The sequence below is a fragment of the Streptococcus sp. F0441 genome (assembly GCF_000314775.2).
Taxonomy (GTDB): domain Bacteria; phylum Bacillota; class Bacilli; order Lactobacillales; family Streptococcaceae; genus Streptococcus.
On the sequence record NZ_KB373321.1, the window covers coordinates 1,457,489 to 1,476,933 of the forward strand.

The following is a 19,445-nucleotide window of genomic DNA, read 5'->3' on the forward strand; positions in this document are numbered from 1 at the left end:
TGAAAAAAGATGAAAATCCTATCAAAAAGAGAGCCAGTAAAACTAGCCCTCTCTTCTCATCCTAGAACATCTCTAGAGCAATCATGGTAATCATCGTTGCATCATAGTAGTTGTCCAAAGGTAAATCTTGTGTAAAAATGTATTTATTTTGCTGAAGAAGTTTCAGATAACCTTCTCCCTTGTCAGACGCATAGGTAATAGGGGCCAAAAAACTACCTGCCTGGTATTGATTGAGGGCAGTTCCATTCATGTCATAACCAGCATAAACGCGTCGCTCTTTCATAAAGAAATTCATCATCTTTTGAACGACTTTTTGACTTCTTTCATCTTGACTTTGAGACAAGTGATAAGGCAAACGACAAGCATTATAAGAATACGCTCCATCGTATTGAGACTCGATTGTGTTGGCATCAACAAGACGCGCGCCTGACTTCTCAGCCCAGATAAAGTCTGGCAAGAGACCCGTATCCGAATGAGAACTGATTTGCTCCAATTGCCCAAGCATCTTATCCTTAACATCTAGCCACTGTTTGTTTCCAGTCAGGTCGTAGAAAGACTGGAAATAGTGAGGAAGAGTATCAGACGTCCGCATCAAGTAATAATAATCGGAATCCTTGTTTGCCCAGTTTCCTACTGTTAAAACACCTGTCTCTTCATTGTAATTGTATCGAAGAATATCTTCTAAGATTTTTTTAGCTTGCTCTTGGTATTCCTGCGCCTTATCTGGCCACTGTTTGGCAGCTTCAATCAAAGAATAAGCGATGTAGAGATCTCCATCAGTTGCGTTTTGCTTCTCAACCGTCTCGCTATCATTTTTGATCACTTGCTTCCAAGACATCAACTGCGTCCCCTCGATACGATGATTTTGGTAATAACGATAAAGACCATCAAAATCTGCTTGACTCGCTTGCCCTTTTTGGGCTGCTAAAACCGTTATGAGCATGCCGTAACTTTGGGCTTCAGATAAAACTGTTGTTCCCTCCGAATCACTCGTCGTACGGACATAGGACTGATCTCTCTTAGTCACAAGAAACTGTTGGCTCCATTGGCGGTAAATACGATTGCGCATCTCGACTTTACTCCTTCCTCTTGCCAAAAACAAGGTTAAACAAAAGATAGAAAGGATGAGCACAAACCATACATATTTTAATTTACTCGTTTTCATAAATCCTCCTATCCTGCAAATCGCTTGGTTTTAACCCACTTGGTTTCTTTTCGGCGGAGTACTTTGTCCAGCACGATTGAAGAAATGGAATCAATGGAAACAACGATAAACATCTGTGCGTAAGAGAAATAGGCTGCCAAGGCTAACCAGATTTGTTTTGTTGTCGCTTGTCCAAACTGACTTGCTAATGCCGTCATAATTTGCATCAAATAGAGACCAATCATGAGAATCCAGTTGAAGAGCATGAGCTGGGCGATGTAGATATTATCCGCATCAAAAGCAAATGGAATTCTGACATCTGGGAAGAAAAGATTAAGACAGATCGCTAGCACATTCGCTAGGAAAATCAAATCCGATAGGACAATGGCAAAGTTAAACCAAAAGAAAACACAAGAATAGTTAAAGACTTCTAGTTTAACGCGCCAGTTTGCTCTGCCAAATAAATGCTTAAAATTTGAGAGAACAACTTCGTAGTTTCCTTTAGCCCAACGTTTTCGTTGCATATAGTAACTCTTTAAAGTCTCAGGTTCTTGTTGGAAAGCCTCTGAGTTATAAGCAAGGGCGATCAATTTACCACTCTGCATGATTTTAAAAGAAATATCGGTATCCTCAGTCAAGGCACCATTTTTCCAACCACCGATACTCTTTACAAAGTCGGTTTGAATGATAAAGTTGGTTCCTGGGATACGACCAATTTTAAAGAGATGCCACATCCCAACATGGTGCACCCGCTGGGTAACAACGATTTCTTGGTTGATACAACGAGTCAAAAAATTTTGATTGGCATTTCGAGTCTTGTTGCGACCGAAAGATGCCACGTGGCGTTCTGGGTCCTTTATCACTTCTTTGACAAGGAAATAAAGGGCATTTTTTTCAGGCATGGCATCTGCATCATAAACACAGATGTATTCACCTCTTGCCATCTCTAAGGCATCGTTTAGAACGCCCGCTTTTCCTCCCGTACCAGTACGGTCGATAATAGTCAGATTTCTTCCTGCATATTCAGGCATGGCTTGTACAGACAAGCATTCTGCATAGGTATTGTCCGAACAGTTATCCGCAAATAGAAGCAACTCCACACGGTCGTGAGGATAATTCATATCCAATATAGCTTTTGCCGTTTGGGCAATAACCACATCCTCATTATGAGCAGGAACAACAATGGTAACCTTAGGATAATAAGGTAGTGGCGAAGTGTCTACACGAAAATCACTGTGCTTAAACCAAAAGTGCACTGCTGAAAAGAGAATTACCAAACCCCAAGCCAGAGAAATCCAAATAGTAAGCAGGGTAAAAATCATTAACATTTGACTAATCATGATTCACCGCCTTAAAATTTTTGTTCACTCGATGGTAAAGAATACTGTATGCAATAAATAATATGACAAAACAAATGCCAAAGGTAAGACTGAGTCCCAAAGCAATGCCAAAAAATATATTGGTTAGAGTCATGTTTCCCTCCTAATATTCTACAATTACATCTGTCTCTAATTGACGTTTGAGATGACTAGCAATATCCGAGTAGTCTTGGTATTTATCTTTATTATCATAGTTAATCATCAAGTAACCTGTTTGGAATTGAATTCCTTGGTTTCCATCTTCTCCATGAAAAACTAAACTGCCTAGTTTCTCCTGCAAACCATTCAAATAGAGTTGCTTCAAAGAATCTTGACTACTATTAGATAAAACAAGAAAATTCCCATTTGAAACGTAATAGAGTTTATCGTTGTAACTCAATTCCTGAGAAATTACCTCTTGAATGCGACTGAGCATCAGATTATGTTCTTTCGGTTTAATCTGGAAGAACAAATCTTCATGCGCCCAATGAATCAATAAAGACTGTACCGTCACATCACTTTGTTCAGTTACCATAGCTTGGTAATCTGCTCGAGCTTCGTCCTCCTGTTCTTGTACCTTTGAGGACACCTTGAAGAAATAATAACGAACCTTAAGTAGAATCCCAATCAAAAGAGGAAAACTGATTAATAAGAAGACCAGTTGAATGATTGGGATATAAACCACACCCGCAACCAAAACGATAAGTCCAAGCCCAAATGTTAAGATAAGGGTCCAAGTAAGCAAAAGGTCAGATAATACCAACACTGCAAACAAGGCTAAAGCTAAAAACAAGATTTGTTCTAAAATGATTGCTCGAGCATACAAAAAACAAAGCACCAAAAGAATGGCCTCACAAGCAAGCAAAGCCATAAGCCAGTTTTTAAATTGACTCCAATTTTTCATGTTATCTTATTTCCCCCCTTTGAATTCAGATACAGAAGTCTCTGCACCAAAGTACTGTTGAATGGATTGTACGATTCGTTCAGAGGCTCTTCCATCTCCATAAGGATTTGGTGCCTGAGACATTTGTCTATAAAGAGTTTCATCTGTTAAGATTGCTGCCATCGCTTCTTTCACACGTACTGGATCTGTACCAACTAGCTTCAAAGTACCTGCTCTTACTCCTTCTGGACGTTCCGTCGTGTCACGAAGGACAAGGACAGGTTTTCCTAGAGAAGGCGCCTCTTCCTGAACACCTCCAGAGTCAGTCATGATAAAATAGCTTCTTGAAACCAAATTATGAAAATCAAGTACATCTAAAGGCTCAATCAAGTGAATACGATCGTGACCAGCTAAGATATCGTTTGCTGTTTCTTGCACAGCAGGGCTAAGGTGAACAGGATAAACAACTTCAATTTCCTGATGAAGATCGACCATCTCACGTAAAGCTGTAAAGACATTTCTCATTGGTTGACCTTGATTCTCACGACGGTGCATGGTTACCAATACAAGTTTCTTATCTGTATCCAATTGATCTAGAACTTCATGATAGTAATCCGATTGAACGGTTAGTTTCAAGGCATCAATGGCTGTATTTCCCGTAATGACAATAGCAGACTCAGGATGATTTTCCTTGAGTAGATTTTCTTTACTCTCACTAGTTGGAGCAAAATAGAGATCCGCAAGGTTATCTGTCATCTGACGATTCATTTCTTCTGGGAAGGGAGAATACTTATCAAAGGTCCTTAGACCAGCTTCAACGTGGCCGATACGTACCTGATTATAGAAAGCAACTAAACTTGCTACAAAAGTTGTCGTTGTATCTCCATGAACAAGAATCATATCTGGACGTTCTTGCTTAACAATTGGATCAAACTTTTCTAAAATTTTTCCAGTAATATCTAAGAGGGATTGATTTTGCCCCATAATATCCAGGTCATAATGCGGCTTGATGCTAAACGTTTCAAGAACTTGATCTAGCATTTGACGGTGCTGAGCTGTCACAACTGTAATCGTCTCAATACTGTCACTATGTTTTTGCAATTCCAACACTAAAGGGGCCATTTTAATAGCTTCTGGTCGTGTCCCAAAAACAACCATCACTTTCAATTTCTTCATTATGGTATCCTTCTACTATAATAAAATTTGATGCATCAGATTAATCCTTATATCGAATTATTGCGCAAATCAATTAATTCGACTACCTTAACTATTTTACCGTTAATTAATCTATATGTCAAATTTTTTCAAATTATATTATTGCATTTAATTTAATTTAAATAAACTGTAATATTTTTGCAACGATACAGTTTACAACATGAAAACCTCATATCTTAAAGTTTTCTTAAAATTTTTTTGGACAAAATATTCTTCAAGCATTCTAAAACATACCATTATCTAAATATTTATTTTTTCTTAATAATTCAGATAATTATATTTTAGCATTTCATAGAATGTATCTCTTTTTCTAATACGAAAAATCCCTCTCTAACGAAAAAGGAATTTACGACTTCTTGCTATTTTATAGTTAAACCTTAAAAACCTATCTTAAATTAAATCTTTTGACAGATATAAAACAAGGTCACCGATATCTTCACAAACCGCATTCATGGCCGGTTGATGGTTCTGATACCAAATACCCGTCCCATCTGGAATATAGCCTCGTTTGATGTACAATCTCTGGGCAGGTCCATACCCTGAATGGAGACCAACACCAAGGGTCACCTTATCCGATATGAGCTTAACTCGTTTTTCCGCTTCTTCCATCAAGAGATTTCCAATACCTTGATTTTGAAAGGGCTCAAAGACATTGAAATCTGAGAGTTCTGGATAGATTTCTGCAAAAGGCCCCTGCTTAGCGCAGGGCAAAATTGTGATATAACCCGCTAAAGCACCCCCAACCTCTGCAACTAAGACTTCTCTCTCCTTACATTCTTGTTCAAGAAAATACCTAGCCAAAATTTCTTCTCTACCCGGCCAACCTTGATTGATAAAACCTTGGGATAGTTCTTTAACATCAGATGTTTGCATTTTTCTAATCAGACACGTTGTTTCCATAAGGTACTCCTTAAAAGCCTTCTTCCACTATTATAGCACGATAATAGAGATAAAAAGAAAGACCTATCAAACTAAAAATAGAATCCTACTAGGCCCAGAAATATCTGCTTTTGATTGTTCACAGTAAGAATCTTAATTCGCTTTCTTATTTTCAAACTCATGAAAAGAGGTTCACCCGGACCCAACTCGCTCCCTCGTTTCAAAGCTCGTAAAAAAAGACCCACCCGGGTCTTAATTCGCTTTCTTGTTTTCAAGCTCATGAAAAAGAGGTCCACTGGACCTCTTTTTTAATCTTCGTTTACGAAAGGCATCAAAGCCATTACGCGAGCGCGTTTGATAGCTGTTGTTACTTTACGTTGGTTTTTAGCTGAAGTTCCTGTTACACGACGAGGAAGGATTTTCCCACGTTCTGAAACGAAACGGCTAAGAAGCTCAGTATCTTTGTAATCAACATATTCAATTTTGTTTGCTGCGATGTAATCAACTTTTTTACGGCGTTTGAATCCGCCACGACGTTGTTGAGCCATGTTTTTTCTCCTTTATAGTATTAATTGTCCATTAGAATGGTAAATCATCATCTGAAATGTCCAATGGATTTGTTGCTCCAAATGGATTTTCAGAACGTGAAAAGTCTGGTACTGGGTTTGCAGGTGCTGATTGACTAGCAGTTGGTGCAGAATAAGCTCCACCTGTATGTCCTTCACGCACTCCGCGGCTTTCCAACATTTGGAAATTATCCGCCACGACTTCTGTTACGTAAACACGTTGTCCTTGCTGGTTATCGTAACTACGAGTCTGGATACGACCTGTGATCCCGATAAGAGAGCCTTTTTTAGCCCAGTTAGCAAGATTTTCAGCCTGTTGACGCCACATAACGACATTGATAAAATCAGCCTCACGTTCGCCATTTTGACTCTTAAATGTACGGTTTACTGCAAGAGTAAAAGTCGCAACTGCTACATTTGATGGGGTATAACGCAACTCAGCGTCACGCGTCATACGCCCTACAAGTACAACATTGTTAATCATAATCTACCTTCTTACGCGCCAAGTTTGACGATCATGTGACGAAGAATGTCAGCGTTGATTTTTGAAAGACGGTCAAACTCTTTAAGAGCTACGTCATCGTTTGCTTCAACGTTAACGATGTGGTAAAGTCCTTCACGGAAATCTTGGATTTCGTATGCAAGACGACGTTTTTCCCAATCTTTTGATTCAACAACAGTTGCACCGTTGTCAGTCAAGATAGAGTCAAAACGTGCTACCAAAGCGTTTTTCGCTTCTTCTTCAATGTTTGGACGAATGATATAAAGAATTTCGTATTTAGCCATTGATATGTTCCTCCTTTTGGTCTAATGACCCCCGGTCTTTGCAAGGGGTAAGTGAGGTTCGCTCACAATAAACCATTATACTAGAAAAACTGACAGATAGCAAGTAAAAAAGATAAAAGTGAAAAAATAACTTTATTACTTAGAAATAACATCCTCTTTGAGTTCCAAAGCTCTGGCCATCTCTTTCAAAATGAAAAATAGCAAAAAGCTGGCTAGCACTAAAACGAGCCCTAAGTAAAGGAAGGCTACTACAAATCCTAGATAGTCAATCAACCATCCCGTCAGAGGAAAAATGATGATCATACTTAGGCTGAACATCATAGAGTAGACACTTAGCATGGTTGCCCGTACCTCGCTTGGGAGTCGCTTTTGTAAATCATTATCAAAAATCGGCTGAAAGAGGGCATATAAGGCGTTACTGAGCCAATAAATCAAAATGTAAATCAGTGGCGTACCAAAATAGGAAAGCAAATAAGTTCCTCCCGTCAAGAGTACAAGAATTGGAAAGAGTTTTAAGGCTGAATACCTCTTTCCAATCTTACTTGCTAGATAAACTGCCCAGATATTCAAAACACTGCCGATCAGCATGACTATCGAAATCTGCCACCCTTCTAAGTCAGGCAGTTGATTTTGATAGTAAAAATAAAACATGCACATCAGTGTCCCGATGATTTGGGAAAGAATCATCCAACTAAAAAGACTGGGGTTTCTCCGCAACTCCTCTTTGACAGTCCAGATTATTTTTTTCATTGTCAGACGCTCAGATTTTTGTGCTTTAACACTAGGCTCTTTTAGCATCCAAGTTAGGAAAAGAACGATTATCGAAGTAACAATCATGATATAGTAGGTCAAGTGCAATTGACCATGGACAAAAAATCCCGCTAAAACAGTCCCCAAAGACCGAGTTCCTTCTGCTACTCCTGACATAAAACTGGAGATAGACAAGTAGCGCTCTTTTAATCCAGCCTCCACGGCCGAATCATAAACCATAGCTGCACTCGTCCCCGAATCAAAATTATAAGACAAGGCACTCACCACCATAGCGAGTGCGTAAATCCAAAAATTACCTTGTCCTAGTAACATGAGAATAGACGACGCGATTCCAGCTATTCGACTTAAATATAGATTGGTTTTATAGGAATAGCGGTCAGCTAACATTCCAGAGGGAATTTCACAGATGACACTGGTGGCATGAAAAATACTTTCCAATAAGCCAATCTGCCAAAGCGACATCCCGTTTTGACTGAGAAATAGAATCCAAAAGCTAGTAATGCCCAGAAAGGCAAAAAATTCTACCCCAGCCATGAGACCGATATTCTTCCGATAATTTGGTTTAAACATCATTTCTCCTTTAACAAGTGTATATATCCTTGTGTCTGTCACTTGTTAATCCTGACTTTACATGTTCCTCACCTCTTCTTTCTTCTACTTTGAAAAAACGCCTATTATGGCGTTTTAGTCTTTTTTATGGTTTGATACGGTGCAACATACGTGGGAATGGAATCGCTTCACGGATGTGTTTTGTACCTGCTGCGAAAGTTACCATACGCTCGATACCGATACCAAATCCACCGTGTGGTACTGTACCGTATTTACGAAGGTCAAGGTAGAATTCATACTCTGTACGATCCATACCAAGTTCATCCATCTTAGCTACAAGGGCATCGTAGTCTTCCTCACGCATAGAACCACCGATGATTTCTCCATAGCCTTCCGGTGCAAGTAAGTCTGCACAAAGCACGCGCTCTGGATTTCCAGGAACTGGTTTCATGTAGAAGGCCTTGATAGCTGCTGGGTAGTTCATAACAAAGGTTGGGACACCAAAGTGGTTTGAAATCCAAGTTTCGTGTGGTGAACCGAAGTCATCTCCATGTTCCAAATGCTCGTAGTCTGCATCATCATCATTTTCATGCTCTTGCAAGAGGTCAATAGCTTGATCGTAAGTGATGCGTTTGAATGGCTCTGCAATGTAGCGTTTCAAAAGCTCTGTATCGCGTTCCAAAGTTTCCAAGGCTTGAGGAGCACGGTCAAGAACACCTTGAAGAAGGGCTTTAACATATGCTTCTTGCAAGTCAAGTGACTCATCATGTGTCAAGTAAGAGTACTCCGCATCCATCATCCAGAACTCAGTCAAGTGACGGCGTGTTTTTGATTTCTCCGCACGGAATACTGGACCAAAGTCAAATACGCGACCAAGAGCCATAGCACCCGCTTCAAGATAAAGCTGACCTGATTGGCTCAAGTAGGCTGGTGTCCCAAAGTAGTCTGTTTCAAAGAGTTCTGTTGAATCTTCAGCCGCATTTCCTGAAAGGATTGGGCTATCAAACTTCATGAAGCCGTTCTTGTCAAAAAACTCATAGGTTGCATAGATAATAGCGTTACGAATTTGCATGACCGCTACTTGCTTACGAGAACGGAGCCACAAGTGACGGTTGTCCATCAAGAAGTCTGTTCCGTGTTCTTTTGGTGTGATTGGATAATCTTGAGATTCACCGATGACTTCGATATCTGTGATATCGAGCTCATAACCAAACTTAGAACGTTCGTCTTCTTTGACAATTCCTGTCACATAAACAGACGTTTCTTGGCTCAAGTGTTTGATCGTTTCAAATTTTTCAAGACCTACCTCTTCACCAAATTTTTCAATAAAGTTTGGTTTGAAGGCGACTCCTTGGAAAAAGGCTGTTCCGTCACGCAATTGCAAGAAGGCAATTTTCCCTTTTCCTGATTTATTGGCAACCCAGGCTCCGATGGTCACTTCTTGACCAACGTAGTCTTTTACTTCGATGATTGTTACACGTTTTGTCATAATCTATCTTCCTTTTTTCGTTTAACTTGTCCGAAGACATCATTACCCACTATTTTACCATAAATAGACTGTGATAGCTAGGTTCTACTAGAGAAAAATCGCGAGATTTTCGTTACAAAAAATCTTCGCTAAAAAGGCGAAGATTCTAAGTTTTATTTTTCCATAAACTGATGCAAACGGCGAATGGCTTCTTTTAATGTATCCAAGTCTGTGGCATAGCTGAGACGAACATTTTCTGGTGCTCCAAATCCAGCTCCTGTAATCAAGGCAAGGCCGACTTCTTCGAGAATAGCCGTTGTAAACTCTGTCACATCGGTATAACCCTTCATCTCCATCGCTTTTTTAACATTTGGGAAGAGATAGAAGGCTCCTTGAGGCTTGACAACTTCAAATCCTGGAACTTTGCACAAGAGAGGATAAATGGTATTCAACCGTTCCTCAAATGCTTGGCGCATGGTTTCGACAGAGTCTTGTGGTCCAGTTAGGGCTTCAATGGTAGCATATTGTGATACAGCAGTCAGGTTGGAGGTTGTTTGTCCTGTTAGCTTGCTCATGGCAGCAATAATCTCAGGATTTCCTACTGCATAACCTACCCGCCAACCAGTCATGGCATAAGCCTTAGATACTCCGTTGATAACGATGGTTTGCTTGCGAATAGCTTCTGACAGACTAGAGATTGGAACAAATTCATTTCCATTATAAACTAGGCGTCCATAGATATCATCTGCTAGGATAAGGACATCATGCACAACAGCCCAATTTCCGATAGCCATCAATTCCTCACGAGTATAAATCATACCGGTCGGATTCGATGGCGAATTGAGAACCAAGACCTTGGTCTTATCTGTTCGGGCCGCTTCTAGCTGCTCGACTGTCACCTTAAAGTGATTGTCTTCCTTGGCTTGGACAAAGACTGGCACACCTTCTGCCATCTTGACTTGGTCTCCATAACTGACCCAGTATGGTGTAGGGATGATGACCTCATCACCTGGATTGACCACAGCCATAAAGAAGGTGTAGAGAGAAAACTTGGCACCTGTGGCAAAGGTAACCTCATTGGCTGCTACAGAATAGCCATAGTGGCGTTCAAAATAGGTATTAACCGCCGCTTTTAACTCTGGTAAGCCTGAAGCAACTGTATAGAAGGAAGCACGTCCATCACGAATCGCTTCTACCGCTGCATCCTGAATGTTTTCAGGAGTATGAAAATCAGGCTGTCCCAAGGTTAAGAAAAGAACATCCTTTCCCTGAGCTTTTAATGCTTTGGCTCTTGCATCACTGGCTAGAGTGACGCTTTCTTCCATTTCTAGTACACGTTTGGATAGTTTCATATGCCCTCCTTATTGGATCACTGCTCCTGTTTCAAAGTCAACCAGATAGTACTGGTTTCCTGACTTGACTTCCCAAATCGGCTTGTCCTGATAGCGACCAAAAGTGACTTTGTCAATGTCGCTAGCTCCTTTTTCCCTCGAAATCGTCGCCGCCTTGTCTTGAGAAATCCCCTTATCTAGCTGATAGACATAAATTTTGTGGTCATTCTTTTCAATCAGTACGGCAATGGCCTCTTGCTTTTTATTATGTCCTAAAACGCTGTAATAACCTTCTAGTCCATTATAAAAATCAACCTGATCTGCTTTTTCCAATTCTGCATACTGCTTGGCCAGTTTTTCTCCTTCAACCCTAGCATCTTGATAGGGTTTCATGCTGAGTGATATCAGATAAAGAAAGGAAGTCGTCATGACTAGTAATACTAAAGTAATGCCGATTCCATACTGTAAAAGTAGCTTGTTTTTTGCGTTTTTCTGTCTTAGTTTCACCCGTCTATTTTACCATCTCTCCTCTTTTATTACAAGTGAAGATAGGAACATTCCGAGATTATTTTCCCTTTGAAATTAAATACAATATTTGCCTGTCTATCAAATACTGTTTTCTCAGAACTAAGTTTTCCACCCCTAACAAGTAAACTTAGCTGAGCACATTTATTGCTAATTAGTATTATTTGTTGTAACATAGATAGTAACAAAAAAGGGTTCGCTCTTTGAATTTTAAACTAAAGGAGACACATCATGTCTAAAAAAGTACTATTTATCGTTGGTTCACTACGCCAAGGTTCTTTCAACCACCAAATGGCCCTCGAAGCTGAAAAAGCACTTGCTGGAAAAGCGGAAGTCAGCTATCTTGATTACTCAGCTGTTCCTCTCTTCAGCCAAGATTTGGAAGTTCCAACTCATCCAGCTGTAGCTGCTGCTCGTGAAGCAGTCCTTGCTGCGGATGCTATCTGGATCTTCTCTCCTGTCTACAACTTCTCTATCCCTGGAACAGTGAAAAACTTGCTTGACTGGCTCTCTCGTGCCCTTGACTTGACGGATACACGTGGTGCTTCTGCCCTCCAAGACAAGTTTGTTACTGTCTCATCAGTAGCCAATGCCGGTCACGAACAACTCTTTGCGATTTATAAAGACCTCTTGCCATTTATCCGTACACAAGTCGTTGGTGACTTTACTGCCGCACGTGTCAATGACTCTGCTTGGGCAGACGGAAAATTGGTCTTAGAAGAAACAACTGCTTCATCACTTGCCAAACAAGCTGATGACCTTCTTGCAGCCATCAACTAATCAAGCAAAAACCAGCTCGAATGAGCTGGTTTTATGCTTGTTTCACAAAGACGAGTTCTAAATCACTTGATAAATCAGGTCGGTAATCAAAACCTGCAAAACTGAGCTGGCGAGCTTGTTCGACTGTTTGAACTTGCCCTTCTATCAAGGCTGTCAAAAAAGCCCCACGCGCTTTCTTGGAAATGGTTGAGTGAATCTTCAGCTGACCAGCCTTGTCCTCCATAAATTTGAAGGTCACCATCTTTTCTCTAATTTCCTTCGAAAATACGGTTTCAAACTCTGATGACAAGAGAGAAAATATCAAGTCCTCATCCTCTAGCACCTCATCGTAGGCTGACTTCCAATGACTCTTTAAAGTCTTACCAGTGACTTTTAACTTCATCAAGAAGTCCAAACGGTGAGGAGCCATTGGAGATAGGGCTGGAACTACGCCATACAAAGCTGATGTAATTAAAACATGATCTTCAAGATAGGTTTGTTCAGCCTCGGTTAACCCATCTCGTTTAATATGGCGATACATGAGACCATCAAAAAGTTTCAAGGCTGGATAATTCTTAGCGCTCTGATCTTTTAGAGCTTGAATACGAGCGTACTCTTCTTCTGCTTTCTCGGCAGATACCTTATAAAAACTTTCTAATTCACTAGCTGAGTAGTGCGCCAGTGAGTCAAGAACTGCCTGGCTTTCTTCACTCAAGGGGAGCGCTTCGACAAGAGGAAGGTTTGTGTTCATTTCTTTGGCTGTTGGGATTAAAATTTTCATATTGTTAGTGTAGCATATTTTTCAACCACGACCAAGAATTTCATCTTAAAAACCTCGGTATGAACCGAGGTTTCTTTTACTTGACTTTAAAGGTCTTGAGATAGTTATCTTTACCGACTTGACCTTCAAAGGATTGCCCATTTTCAAGGTAAGGAAGGTCGTCTGACACTGAAGCCTTGACCTTGTAAATCTTGCCATCAACTTTGAAGAAGTAGACGGTATCACCCTTGATGACAGCTGATTTAAGGTCTGAGACGATACCCTTAATGTTTTCTACCGTTTCATTATCCAGCTCGAGGTCATTTTTATTGGCGTATTTGCTGAGGAGTTCATCTACCGTAGCTGCTACGATAACGTTTTGGTACTCCACGGCATCGACCAATGCATACTCCTTGACCAAGCCTGCATTGTCCTTCAAGCCCATGATGTAGAGCGGTTTATCATTGAGATTGACAAGGATAGGGAAGGTAGCCTTATAGGCCTTCTCTTGCACTGCTCCTTCTGCGGAAGCACGGGCAGATTCTTCGGTTGCAGATGCTAGATTATACTTGGTGATTTCACCAGTGCGCATATTTTCAAGAATAAATCCTAGATTACTTTCGTCAGCATTTGCTGAAGTCACCCCCGTGTAGAGATAGATATCATTTCCGATGGAGAGATAGTTATAGCCTTCTGTCGTTTGGGTAACATTTTTCTTAGAAATCAAGGCATTCCAGAAGCCATCTTTATATTTGCCGTTGTAGTTGATTTGCTCGATGGTTTCTTCGGCAGGATAGACACGGTCTACCCATTCTGGCACTTCATCCAAGCTGTATTCCTTGGTTTCTCCATTGGTGGCGTCTAAGATAATAACAGATGAAGGACGAGGAACTCCTAGACCAAACTGCTTTTGATAAACTGTTGCTACATAGAAAGGATTGCCTTCATCATCCACCTCAAAGGATGGGGTTTTAAAAATTTTGGTTGGGTACTTGATCCGAAGATGACGTTTGACGTCTCGGTTAAAATACTCGGAGTCTGAATACTTCATCGGTGTTTTTAAATCCACCAATTCCGCATTTCCTGTCACCATATCAACCTTGATGTACTCGCCAATTCCCTTGGACTGATTATTAAACCATTTAATCGGGTCCGCATACTCCAAAGGTGTCACCCGATAGGGTTTTCCATCAACCGTCAGCTGAGTATAGGTATCTGCTGCTACGTACTGGGATACCTTATCCGTCAGAGAGCCCAGGTAACGGTCACCAATCTTTTCTGCAGTGCTCCGATCTAGGATTGGAACCTTACTGGTATCACTCTTAGGAAAATCTTTAAAGTCTTTTTCTGTGATGGACACCACATTAGCATAATTTTTTGCTTGGAAAAAGCTAGAGGTTACTAGGCTTACCAGACCAGCAAGGGCAAAGATAAGGCCTGCAGCCAGCAACAATCCTCCACCTAGTCTATTAAAATGAATCCCTTCTAGATTGAGTTCGTTGGCAACCTTGCCATGACGTAGGTGAACTGTCTTGAGAAGATTGGTATCCTTGCGGAAGCTAAACAAAATTCCCATCACCACCAAATGTCCGCATAGGAAAAAGATAAATTCCCAACTCGTAAGATTAAGTGGCGGCAAAAAGATATACCAGGTCGTTGCGATAAAAACAAGTTCAAAGAGTATACGTTTCATCTGAGTTCCTCCTAAATGATTCGTCCTTCCAAATGATCCAGTTCATGTTGGCAGATCTGAACTGGAAAGCCTGTTAACGTAATGGTCTGTTCCTGCCACTTGCTATCGCGATAGGAAACCGTAATCGTTTCATAGCGAGTCGTTGGCCGTACCCCAGTCAAGGACAAACAACCTTCCTCTGTCTCGTAAGGCCCTTTGTAGGAAAGGAGAATAGGGTTAAACATGACTATGGGAACCAAGCCAAGATTAAAGATAATCACCCGCTTCTGCACCCCAATCATATTTGCCGCCAGACCAACACAGGTCTCGCGATTGGCTAGCAGGGTATCCTGTAAATCCCTAGCCAGATAAAGGTCTTCCTGACTTGCAGCTTTCGAAACTTGCGACAGGAATAAGACATCTCGGACAATTTTCTTTTCCACTTCTTTCGCTCCTTGCCATTTTACTTTATTATAGCATAAAAGTGGATAACTCCTAACTATTCTCCTCAAATGCAAAAAAAGCCATCCGAAGATGACTTTCTTTTTAAATCGCGTTCTTATCAAAACCAAGCTTGCGTTGAACAAACTTAACGATTTCGACAATGAGTATCATTGAGAAGCTTCCGCCCATAACGATTCCCCATTGTGATAAGTCTAGTTTGGTTACGTGGAAGATGCTTTCTAATGGGTCGATGACAATAGTTGATGCTAGTAAAATAAATGAAACCAAGATTGACCAGTTGAAAGTTTTAGATTTAAATGGACCAACAGTCAAAATAGACTGGTAAACAGATTTTACATTGTAGGCATGGAAGAGCTGGATCAAACCAAGTGTTGCAAAGGCCATAGTAAGAGCATCAGCGTGGATAGCTTGATTGTCACCCACATGAACTGGGTAAAGAAGGGCAAGACCATAAACGGACAGAACAAGGGCGCCTTGAAGGAGACCTTGATAGATAATGGAACTCATGACCCCACCTGAGAAGAAGCTTGACTTGCGTCCACGTGGTTTGTGGGTCATAACACCTGGCTCAGCTGGCTCAACACCGAGAGCAATAGCTGGGAAGGTATCCGTTACCAAGTTAATCCACAAGAGATGAACTGGCTGTAAGACATCCCAACCAAACAAGGTTGACAGGAAGATGGTTAATACTTCAGCCGTATTGGCAGAAAGAAGATACTGAATAGTCTTTTGAATGTTTGAGAAGACCTTACGTCCTTCTTCAACTGCGACGATAATGGTCGCAAAGTTGTCATCCGCAAGAATCATATCAGAAGCCCCCTTAGAAACCTCTGTACCAGTTATTCCCATACCGATACCGATATCAGCTGTTTTCAGAGCTGGCGCATCATTAACACCATCACCTGTCATGGCAACGACCTTACCTTGATTTTGCCAAGCTTTCACGATACGAACCTTGTGTTCTGGAGATACACGCGCGTAAACAGAGTATTGACCAACTACTTTTTCAAATTCTTCATCTGAAAGTTCGTTCAATTCCGCACCAGTCAAGACATGGTCTTCTGAGTCATTTCCATCGATGATTCCCAAACGTTTGGCAATGGCTTCTGCTGTGTCTTGGTGGTCACCCGTAATCATGATTGGACGGATTCCCGCTTCTTTAGCCACACGAACGGCTTCTTCTGCTTCGGCACGTTCAGGGTCAATCATCCCAATCAAACCAGTAAAGATCAAGTTGTTTTCAAGCTCTTCAGAAATGAGGTTTTCTGGAATGCTGTCTACAATCTTATAAGCACCTGCAAGGACACGCAAAGCTTGGTGAGCCATGTCAGAGTTGTTTGTATGGATTAATTCAGTGACTTTCTCATCAATCGGAGCAATATCTCCAGCCTTGTCACGAGCAACACAACGTTTCAAAAGTTGATCTGGAGCCCCTTTGACTGCTACGAGGAATTTACCATCTGGCAATGGATGAACCGTTGACATGAGTTTACGATCTGAGTCAAATGGCAACTCAGCCACACGAGGATATTGCTCTAAAAATCCTTTAACATCATAGCCCTTATCCAAGGCATACTGGATGAAGGCTGTTTCCGTTGGATCCCCGATCAGGTTTCCTTCTGCATCAATCTTAGTATCATTAGCCAAGACAACTGAACGAAGTAGTGGCATGTCCAAGCCAAGTTCAATATCATCAGCAGAGTCATGTAGGACTGCATCGTAGAAGACTTTTTCGACTGTCATCTTGTTCATAGTAAGCGTACCAGTCTTATCAGAAGCGATGATTTCTGTTGAACCAAGTGTCTCTACTGCTGGTAACTGACGAACGATGGAATTACGCTTTGCCAAAACCTGTGTACCAAGGGCAAGAACGATCGTTACGATAGCAGGAAGCCCTTCTGGAATAGCTGCAACGGCAAGAGCAACAGACGTCATCAACTCACCGAGTGGATCTTTTCCTTGGATAAAGACACCAACTACAAAAGTAACAAGAGCAATGACCAAAATAGCATAGGTCAAAACCTTAGAAAGATTATTCAAGTTTTGTTTGAGTGGTGTATCCGTCTCATCCGCATCTTGGAGCATGCCAGCGATATGACCAACTTCAGTGTACATACCTGTATTGACAACAACACCAAAACCACGTCCATAAGTTACGTTCGAGTTTTGGAAGGCCATATTGACACGGTCACCAATACCAGCATCTGCAGCGAGTTCTACGGTCAAATCTTTTTCAACTGGCACAGACTCACCTGTTAGAGCTGCTTCTTCGATTTTAAGAGAATTAGCTTCTAGCAAACGTAGGTCTGCTGGTACTACATCGCCAGCTTCAAGGGCAACGATATCTCCTGGCACCAATTCTTTGGAATCAATCTCTGCCATGTGCCCATCACGAATAACGCGAGCAGCTGGACTGGACATAGACTTGAGGGCCTCGATGGCTTCTTCTGCTTTTCCTTCTTGGTAAACACCAAAGGCAGCGTTGATGATAACCACGGCTAGGATAATGATGGCATCTGCGATATCTTCACCACCAGATGTTATGACTGATAAGATAGCTGCAGCAATTAGGATGATAATCATCAAATCCTTAAACTGTTCAATGAATTTAACCAAGAGAGATTTTTTCTCACCCTCTTCCAGTTCATTGCGTCCATATTCAGCTTGGCGTTTTTGCGCTTCGCTTGACGAAAGGCCTTGCTCAGTTGCTTCAACTGACTTCAAGACCTCTTCAGGACTTTGAGTATAAAACGCTTGGCGTTTTTGTTCTTTTGACATGCGTCTCCTCCTTGACTTTGTGTGTAAAACAAGCTCTCTTTTGGTTTTATGACAAACAAAAAGAGACTTGTTAATCATAACAAGTCTCGCTGTTTAAGATAGCGCCGGAAAGCATACTTTGCAGTATACAATTCGGAATGACGACACTATCACAGGTTTCTGCCAGCTACTCCCTTGAGTAGTACTATTATATCAAAATTTGAACAATTTTCAAGAATTAAAATCCGATGGAACAAGACTAAATTTGAATTTTCCCATGAAAACCAGTATAATGGTAGAATACTATACGACTAGAAAGGAAGCCCAATGAACCAATCCATGTCAAATCTTAAGTTAGCGGAACGTGGTGCCATTATCAGTATTTCGACCTATCTAATCTTGTCTGCGGCAAAATTAGCAACTGGCCACCTCCTTCATTCTTCCAGTTTGGTAGCGGATGGTTTCAACAACGTGTCAGATATCATTGCAAATGTGGCCCTCTTAATCGGGATTCGGATGGCACGCCAGCCTGCAGACCGTGATCACCGTTTTGGCCACTGGAAGATTGAAGATTTGGCTAGCTTGAACACTTCCATCATCATGTTCTACGTTGGTTTTGACGTGCTCCGGGATACCATTCAAAAGATTCTCAGTCGAGAACAAACACCCATCGATCCTCTGGGAGCGATTCTAGGTGTCTTCTCTGCAGCAATCATGTTTTTCGTTTATCTCTATAATACTCGCCTCAGTAAGAAATCCAAATCCAAGGCTCTCAAGGCTGCTGCCAAGGACAATCTTTCCGATGCTGTCACCTCACTTGGGACTTCCATTGCCATCCTAGCCAGCAGCTTCAACTATCCAATTGTGGATAAACTGGTTGCTATCATCATCACTTTCTTTATCTTAAAGACAGCCTATGATATCTTTATCGAGTCTTCCTTCAGTCTTTCAGATGGTTTTGATGACCGACTACTGGAAGATTATCAAAAGGCCATTATGGAGATTCCAAAGATTAGTAAGGTCAAGTCCCAAAGAGGGCGTACCTATGGTAGCAATATCTACCTTGATATCACGCTGGAGATGAATCCTGATTTATCAGTCTATGAAAGTCACGAAATTGCAGACCAGGTCGAGTCTATGCTGGAAGAGCGTTTTGGAGTCTTTGATACAGATGTTCATATCGAACCTGCTCCTATACCTGAGGACGAAATTTTAGACAATGTCTATAAAAAACTACTCATGCGTGAGCAATTGATTGACCAGGGAAATCAGCTAGAAGAACTCCTTGCTGAGGACTTTCTCTATATCCGTCAAGATGGCGAGCAGATGGATAAAGAGGCCTATAAGGCTGAAAAAGAACTTAAAGCTGCAATTAAGGACATTCATATTACCTCCATTAGTCAGAAAACCAAACTCATATGCTATGAGATGGACGGAATCATCCACACCAGTATCTGGCGTCGCCATGAGACTTGGCAAAATGTCTTTCATCAAGAAACCAAAAAAGAAGACAAACAGTGACCCTATCCAATGGATAGGGTCACTGTTTGATTATTC

The 19,445-nt window shown here is 41.2% G+C and carries 18 protein-coding genes; 2 read left to right on the top strand and 16 right to left on the bottom strand.

Annotated elements, in window-relative coordinates; all coding sequences use genetic code 11:
* Positions 1-61: 61 nt before the first annotated feature.
* The 12 genes from HMPREF9188_RS07025 to HMPREF9188_RS07085 form a co-directional block, all read right to left on the bottom strand.
* Positions 62-1,165: a glycosyl hydrolase family 8 gene (locus HMPREF9188_RS07025; protein WP_009730390.1), complete on the bottom strand. Its 1,104-nt coding sequence runs from the start codon at positions 1,163-1,165 to the stop codon at positions 62-64.
* A gap of 8 nt (positions 1,166-1,173) precedes the next feature.
* The gene (locus HMPREF9188_RS07030) at positions 1,174-2,484 is read right to left on the bottom strand and encodes a glycosyltransferase family 2 protein (RefSeq protein ID WP_009730391.1); all 1,311 of its coding nucleotides are present in this window, start codon (positions 2,482-2,484) and stop codon (positions 1,174-1,176) included.
* 142 nt (positions 2,485-2,626) lie between these two features.
* Entirely contained in the window at positions 2,627-3,406 is a 780-nt protein-coding gene (locus HMPREF9188_RS07035) for a hypothetical protein (RefSeq protein ID WP_009730392.1), read from the bottom strand.
* A gap of 6 nt (positions 3,407-3,412) precedes the next feature.
* A complete protein-coding gene (gene wecB, locus HMPREF9188_RS07040; protein ID WP_009730393.1) occupies positions 3,413-4,561 on the bottom strand; it encodes a non-hydrolyzing UDP-N-acetylglucosamine 2-epimerase in 1,149 nt (382 codons plus the stop codon).
* A gap of 429 nt (positions 4,562-4,990) precedes the next feature.
* Positions 4,991-5,500 (bottom strand): GNAT family N-acetyltransferase, encoded by a 510-nt coding sequence (locus HMPREF9188_RS07045; RefSeq protein WP_009730394.1) that lies wholly within the window; start codon positions 5,498-5,500, stop codon positions 4,991-4,993.
* Between the two features lie 287 nt (positions 5,501-5,787).
* Complete coding sequence (gene rpsR, locus HMPREF9188_RS07055; protein WP_000068664.1) at positions 5,788-6,027, bottom strand: 30S ribosomal protein S18; 240 nt, start codon at positions 6,025-6,027, stop codon at positions 5,788-5,790.
* Positions 6,028-6,058: 31 nt separating this feature from the next.
* Positions 6,059-6,529, bottom strand: coding sequence for a single-stranded DNA-binding protein SsbA (ssbA, locus tag HMPREF9188_RS07060; RefSeq protein ID WP_000609593.1), 471 nt, complete (start codon positions 6,527-6,529; stop codon positions 6,059-6,061).
* An 11-nt stretch (positions 6,530-6,540) separates the two neighbouring features.
* The gene (gene rpsF, locus HMPREF9188_RS07065; RefSeq protein ID WP_001151776.1) at positions 6,541-6,831 is read right to left on the bottom strand and encodes a 30S ribosomal protein S6; all 291 of its coding nucleotides are present in this window, start codon (positions 6,829-6,831) and stop codon (positions 6,541-6,543) included.
* Between the two features lie 135 nt (positions 6,832-6,966).
* Entirely contained in the window at positions 6,967-8,172 is a 1,206-nt protein-coding gene (locus HMPREF9188_RS07070; protein ID WP_009730395.1) for an MFS transporter, read from the bottom strand.
* A 124-nt stretch (positions 8,173-8,296) separates the two neighbouring features.
* Positions 8,297-9,640 (bottom strand): asparagine--tRNA ligase, encoded by a 1,344-nt coding sequence (gene asnS / locus HMPREF9188_RS07075; protein ID WP_009730396.1) that lies wholly within the window; start codon positions 9,638-9,640, stop codon positions 8,297-8,299.
* A 152-nt stretch (positions 9,641-9,792) separates the two neighbouring features.
* Entirely contained in the window at positions 9,793-10,971 is a 1,179-nt protein-coding gene (locus HMPREF9188_RS07080) for a pyridoxal phosphate-dependent aminotransferase (protein WP_009730397.1), read from the bottom strand.
* A 9-nt stretch (positions 10,972-10,980) separates the two neighbouring features.
* A complete protein-coding gene (locus tag HMPREF9188_RS07085) occupies positions 10,981-11,457 on the bottom strand; it encodes a cell wall elongation regulator TseB-like domain-containing protein (RefSeq protein WP_033588927.1) in 477 nt (158 codons plus the stop codon).
* A 249-nt stretch (positions 11,458-11,706) separates the two neighbouring features.
* On the opposite strand from HMPREF9188_RS07085, the gene HMPREF9188_RS07090 reads away from it, so the two are divergent.
* A complete protein-coding gene (locus HMPREF9188_RS07090; protein ID WP_000039637.1) occupies positions 11,707-12,255 on the top strand; it encodes an NADPH-dependent FMN reductase in 549 nt (182 codons plus the stop codon).
* Between the two features lie 31 nt (positions 12,256-12,286).
* On the opposite strand, the gene yaaA is transcribed toward HMPREF9188_RS07090, so the two are convergent.
* The 4 genes from yaaA to HMPREF9188_RS07110 all read right to left on the bottom strand — a co-directional run bounded on the left by yaaA (position 12,287) and on the right by HMPREF9188_RS07110 (position 17,909).
* Positions 12,287-13,015: a peroxide stress protein YaaA gene (yaaA, locus tag HMPREF9188_RS07095; protein WP_009730399.1), complete on the bottom strand. Its 729-nt coding sequence runs from the start codon at positions 13,013-13,015 to the stop codon at positions 12,287-12,289.
* Positions 13,016-13,091: 76 nt separating this feature from the next.
* Entirely contained in the window at positions 13,092-14,687 is a 1,596-nt protein-coding gene (locus tag HMPREF9188_RS07100; RefSeq protein ID WP_009730400.1) for a hypothetical protein, read from the bottom strand.
* An 11-nt stretch (positions 14,688-14,698) separates the two neighbouring features.
* Positions 14,699-15,109, bottom strand: coding sequence for a peptide deformylase (locus tag HMPREF9188_RS07105; RefSeq protein ID WP_009730401.1), 411 nt, complete (start codon positions 15,107-15,109; stop codon positions 14,699-14,701).
* A gap of 103 nt (positions 15,110-15,212) precedes the next feature.
* Positions 15,213-17,909 carry a cation-translocating P-type ATPase gene (locus tag HMPREF9188_RS07110; protein ID WP_009730402.1) on the bottom strand — a complete coding sequence of 899 codons (2,697 nt, stop codon included), beginning with the start codon at positions 17,907-17,909 and terminating at the stop codon, positions 15,213-15,215.
* Positions 17,910-18,215: 306 nt separating this feature from the next.
* On the opposite strand from HMPREF9188_RS07110, the gene HMPREF9188_RS07115 reads away from it, so the two are divergent.
* Positions 18,216-19,409, top strand: coding sequence for a cation diffusion facilitator family transporter (locus tag HMPREF9188_RS07115; RefSeq protein WP_009730403.1), 1,194 nt, complete (start codon positions 18,216-18,218; stop codon positions 19,407-19,409).
* Positions 19,410-19,445: the final 36 nt, after the last annotated feature.

What these genes read in the sequence shown, in the direction of transcription:
- HMPREF9188_RS07030 (WP_009730391.1), bottom strand. Translation starts at nt 2,484, where the DNA reads ATGATTAGTCAAATGTTAATGATTTTTACCCTGCTTACTATTTGGATT.
- HMPREF9188_RS07115 (WP_009730403.1), top strand. Translation starts at nt 18,216, where the DNA reads ATGAACCAATCCATGTCAAATCTTAAGTTAGCGGAACGTGGTGCCATT.
- asnS (WP_009730396.1), bottom strand. Translation starts at nt 9,640, where the DNA reads ATGACAAAACGTGTAACAATCATCGAAGTAAAAGACTACGTTGGTCAA.
- rpsF (WP_001151776.1), bottom strand. Translation starts at nt 6,831, where the DNA reads ATGGCTAAATACGAAATTCTTTATATCATTCGTCCAAACATTGAAGAA.
- HMPREF9188_RS07045 (WP_009730394.1), bottom strand. Translation starts at nt 5,500, where the DNA reads ATGGAAACAACGTGTCTGATTAGAAAAATGCAAACATCTGATGTTAAA.
- HMPREF9188_RS07100 (WP_009730400.1), bottom strand. Translation starts at nt 14,687, where the DNA reads ATGAAACGTATACTCTTTGAACTTGTTTTTATCGCAACGACCTGGTAT.
- HMPREF9188_RS07090 (WP_000039637.1), top strand. Translation starts at nt 11,707, where the DNA reads ATGTCTAAAAAAGTACTATTTATCGTTGGTTCACTACGCCAAGGTTCT.
- yaaA (WP_009730399.1), bottom strand. Translation starts at nt 13,015, where the DNA reads ATGAAAATTTTAATCCCAACAGCCAAAGAAATGAACACAAACCTTCCT.
- wecB (WP_009730393.1), bottom strand. Translation starts at nt 4,561, where the DNA reads ATGAAGAAATTGAAAGTGATGGTTGTTTTTGGGACACGACCAGAAGCT.
- ssbA (WP_000609593.1), bottom strand. Translation starts at nt 6,529, where the DNA reads ATGATTAACAATGTTGTACTTGTAGGGCGTATGACGCGTGACGCTGAG.
- HMPREF9188_RS07035 (WP_009730392.1), bottom strand. Translation starts at nt 3,406, where the DNA reads ATGAAAAATTGGAGTCAATTTAAAAACTGGCTTATGGCTTTGCTTGCT.
- HMPREF9188_RS07025 (WP_009730390.1), bottom strand. Translation starts at nt 1,165, where the DNA reads ATGAAAACGAGTAAATTAAAATATGTATGGTTTGTGCTCATCCTTTCT.
- HMPREF9188_RS07070 (WP_009730395.1), bottom strand. Translation starts at nt 8,172, where the DNA reads ATGTTTAAACCAAATTATCGGAAGAATATCGGTCTCATGGCTGGGGTA.
- HMPREF9188_RS07110 (WP_009730402.1), bottom strand. Translation starts at nt 17,909, where the DNA reads ATGTCAAAAGAACAAAAACGCCAAGCGTTTTATACTCAAAGTCCTGAA.
- rpsR (WP_000068664.1), bottom strand. Translation starts at nt 6,027, where the DNA reads ATGGCTCAACAACGTCGTGGCGGATTCAAACGCCGTAAAAAAGTTGAT.
- HMPREF9188_RS07080 (WP_009730397.1), bottom strand. Translation starts at nt 10,971, where the DNA reads ATGAAACTATCCAAACGTGTACTAGAAATGGAAGAAAGCGTCACTCTA.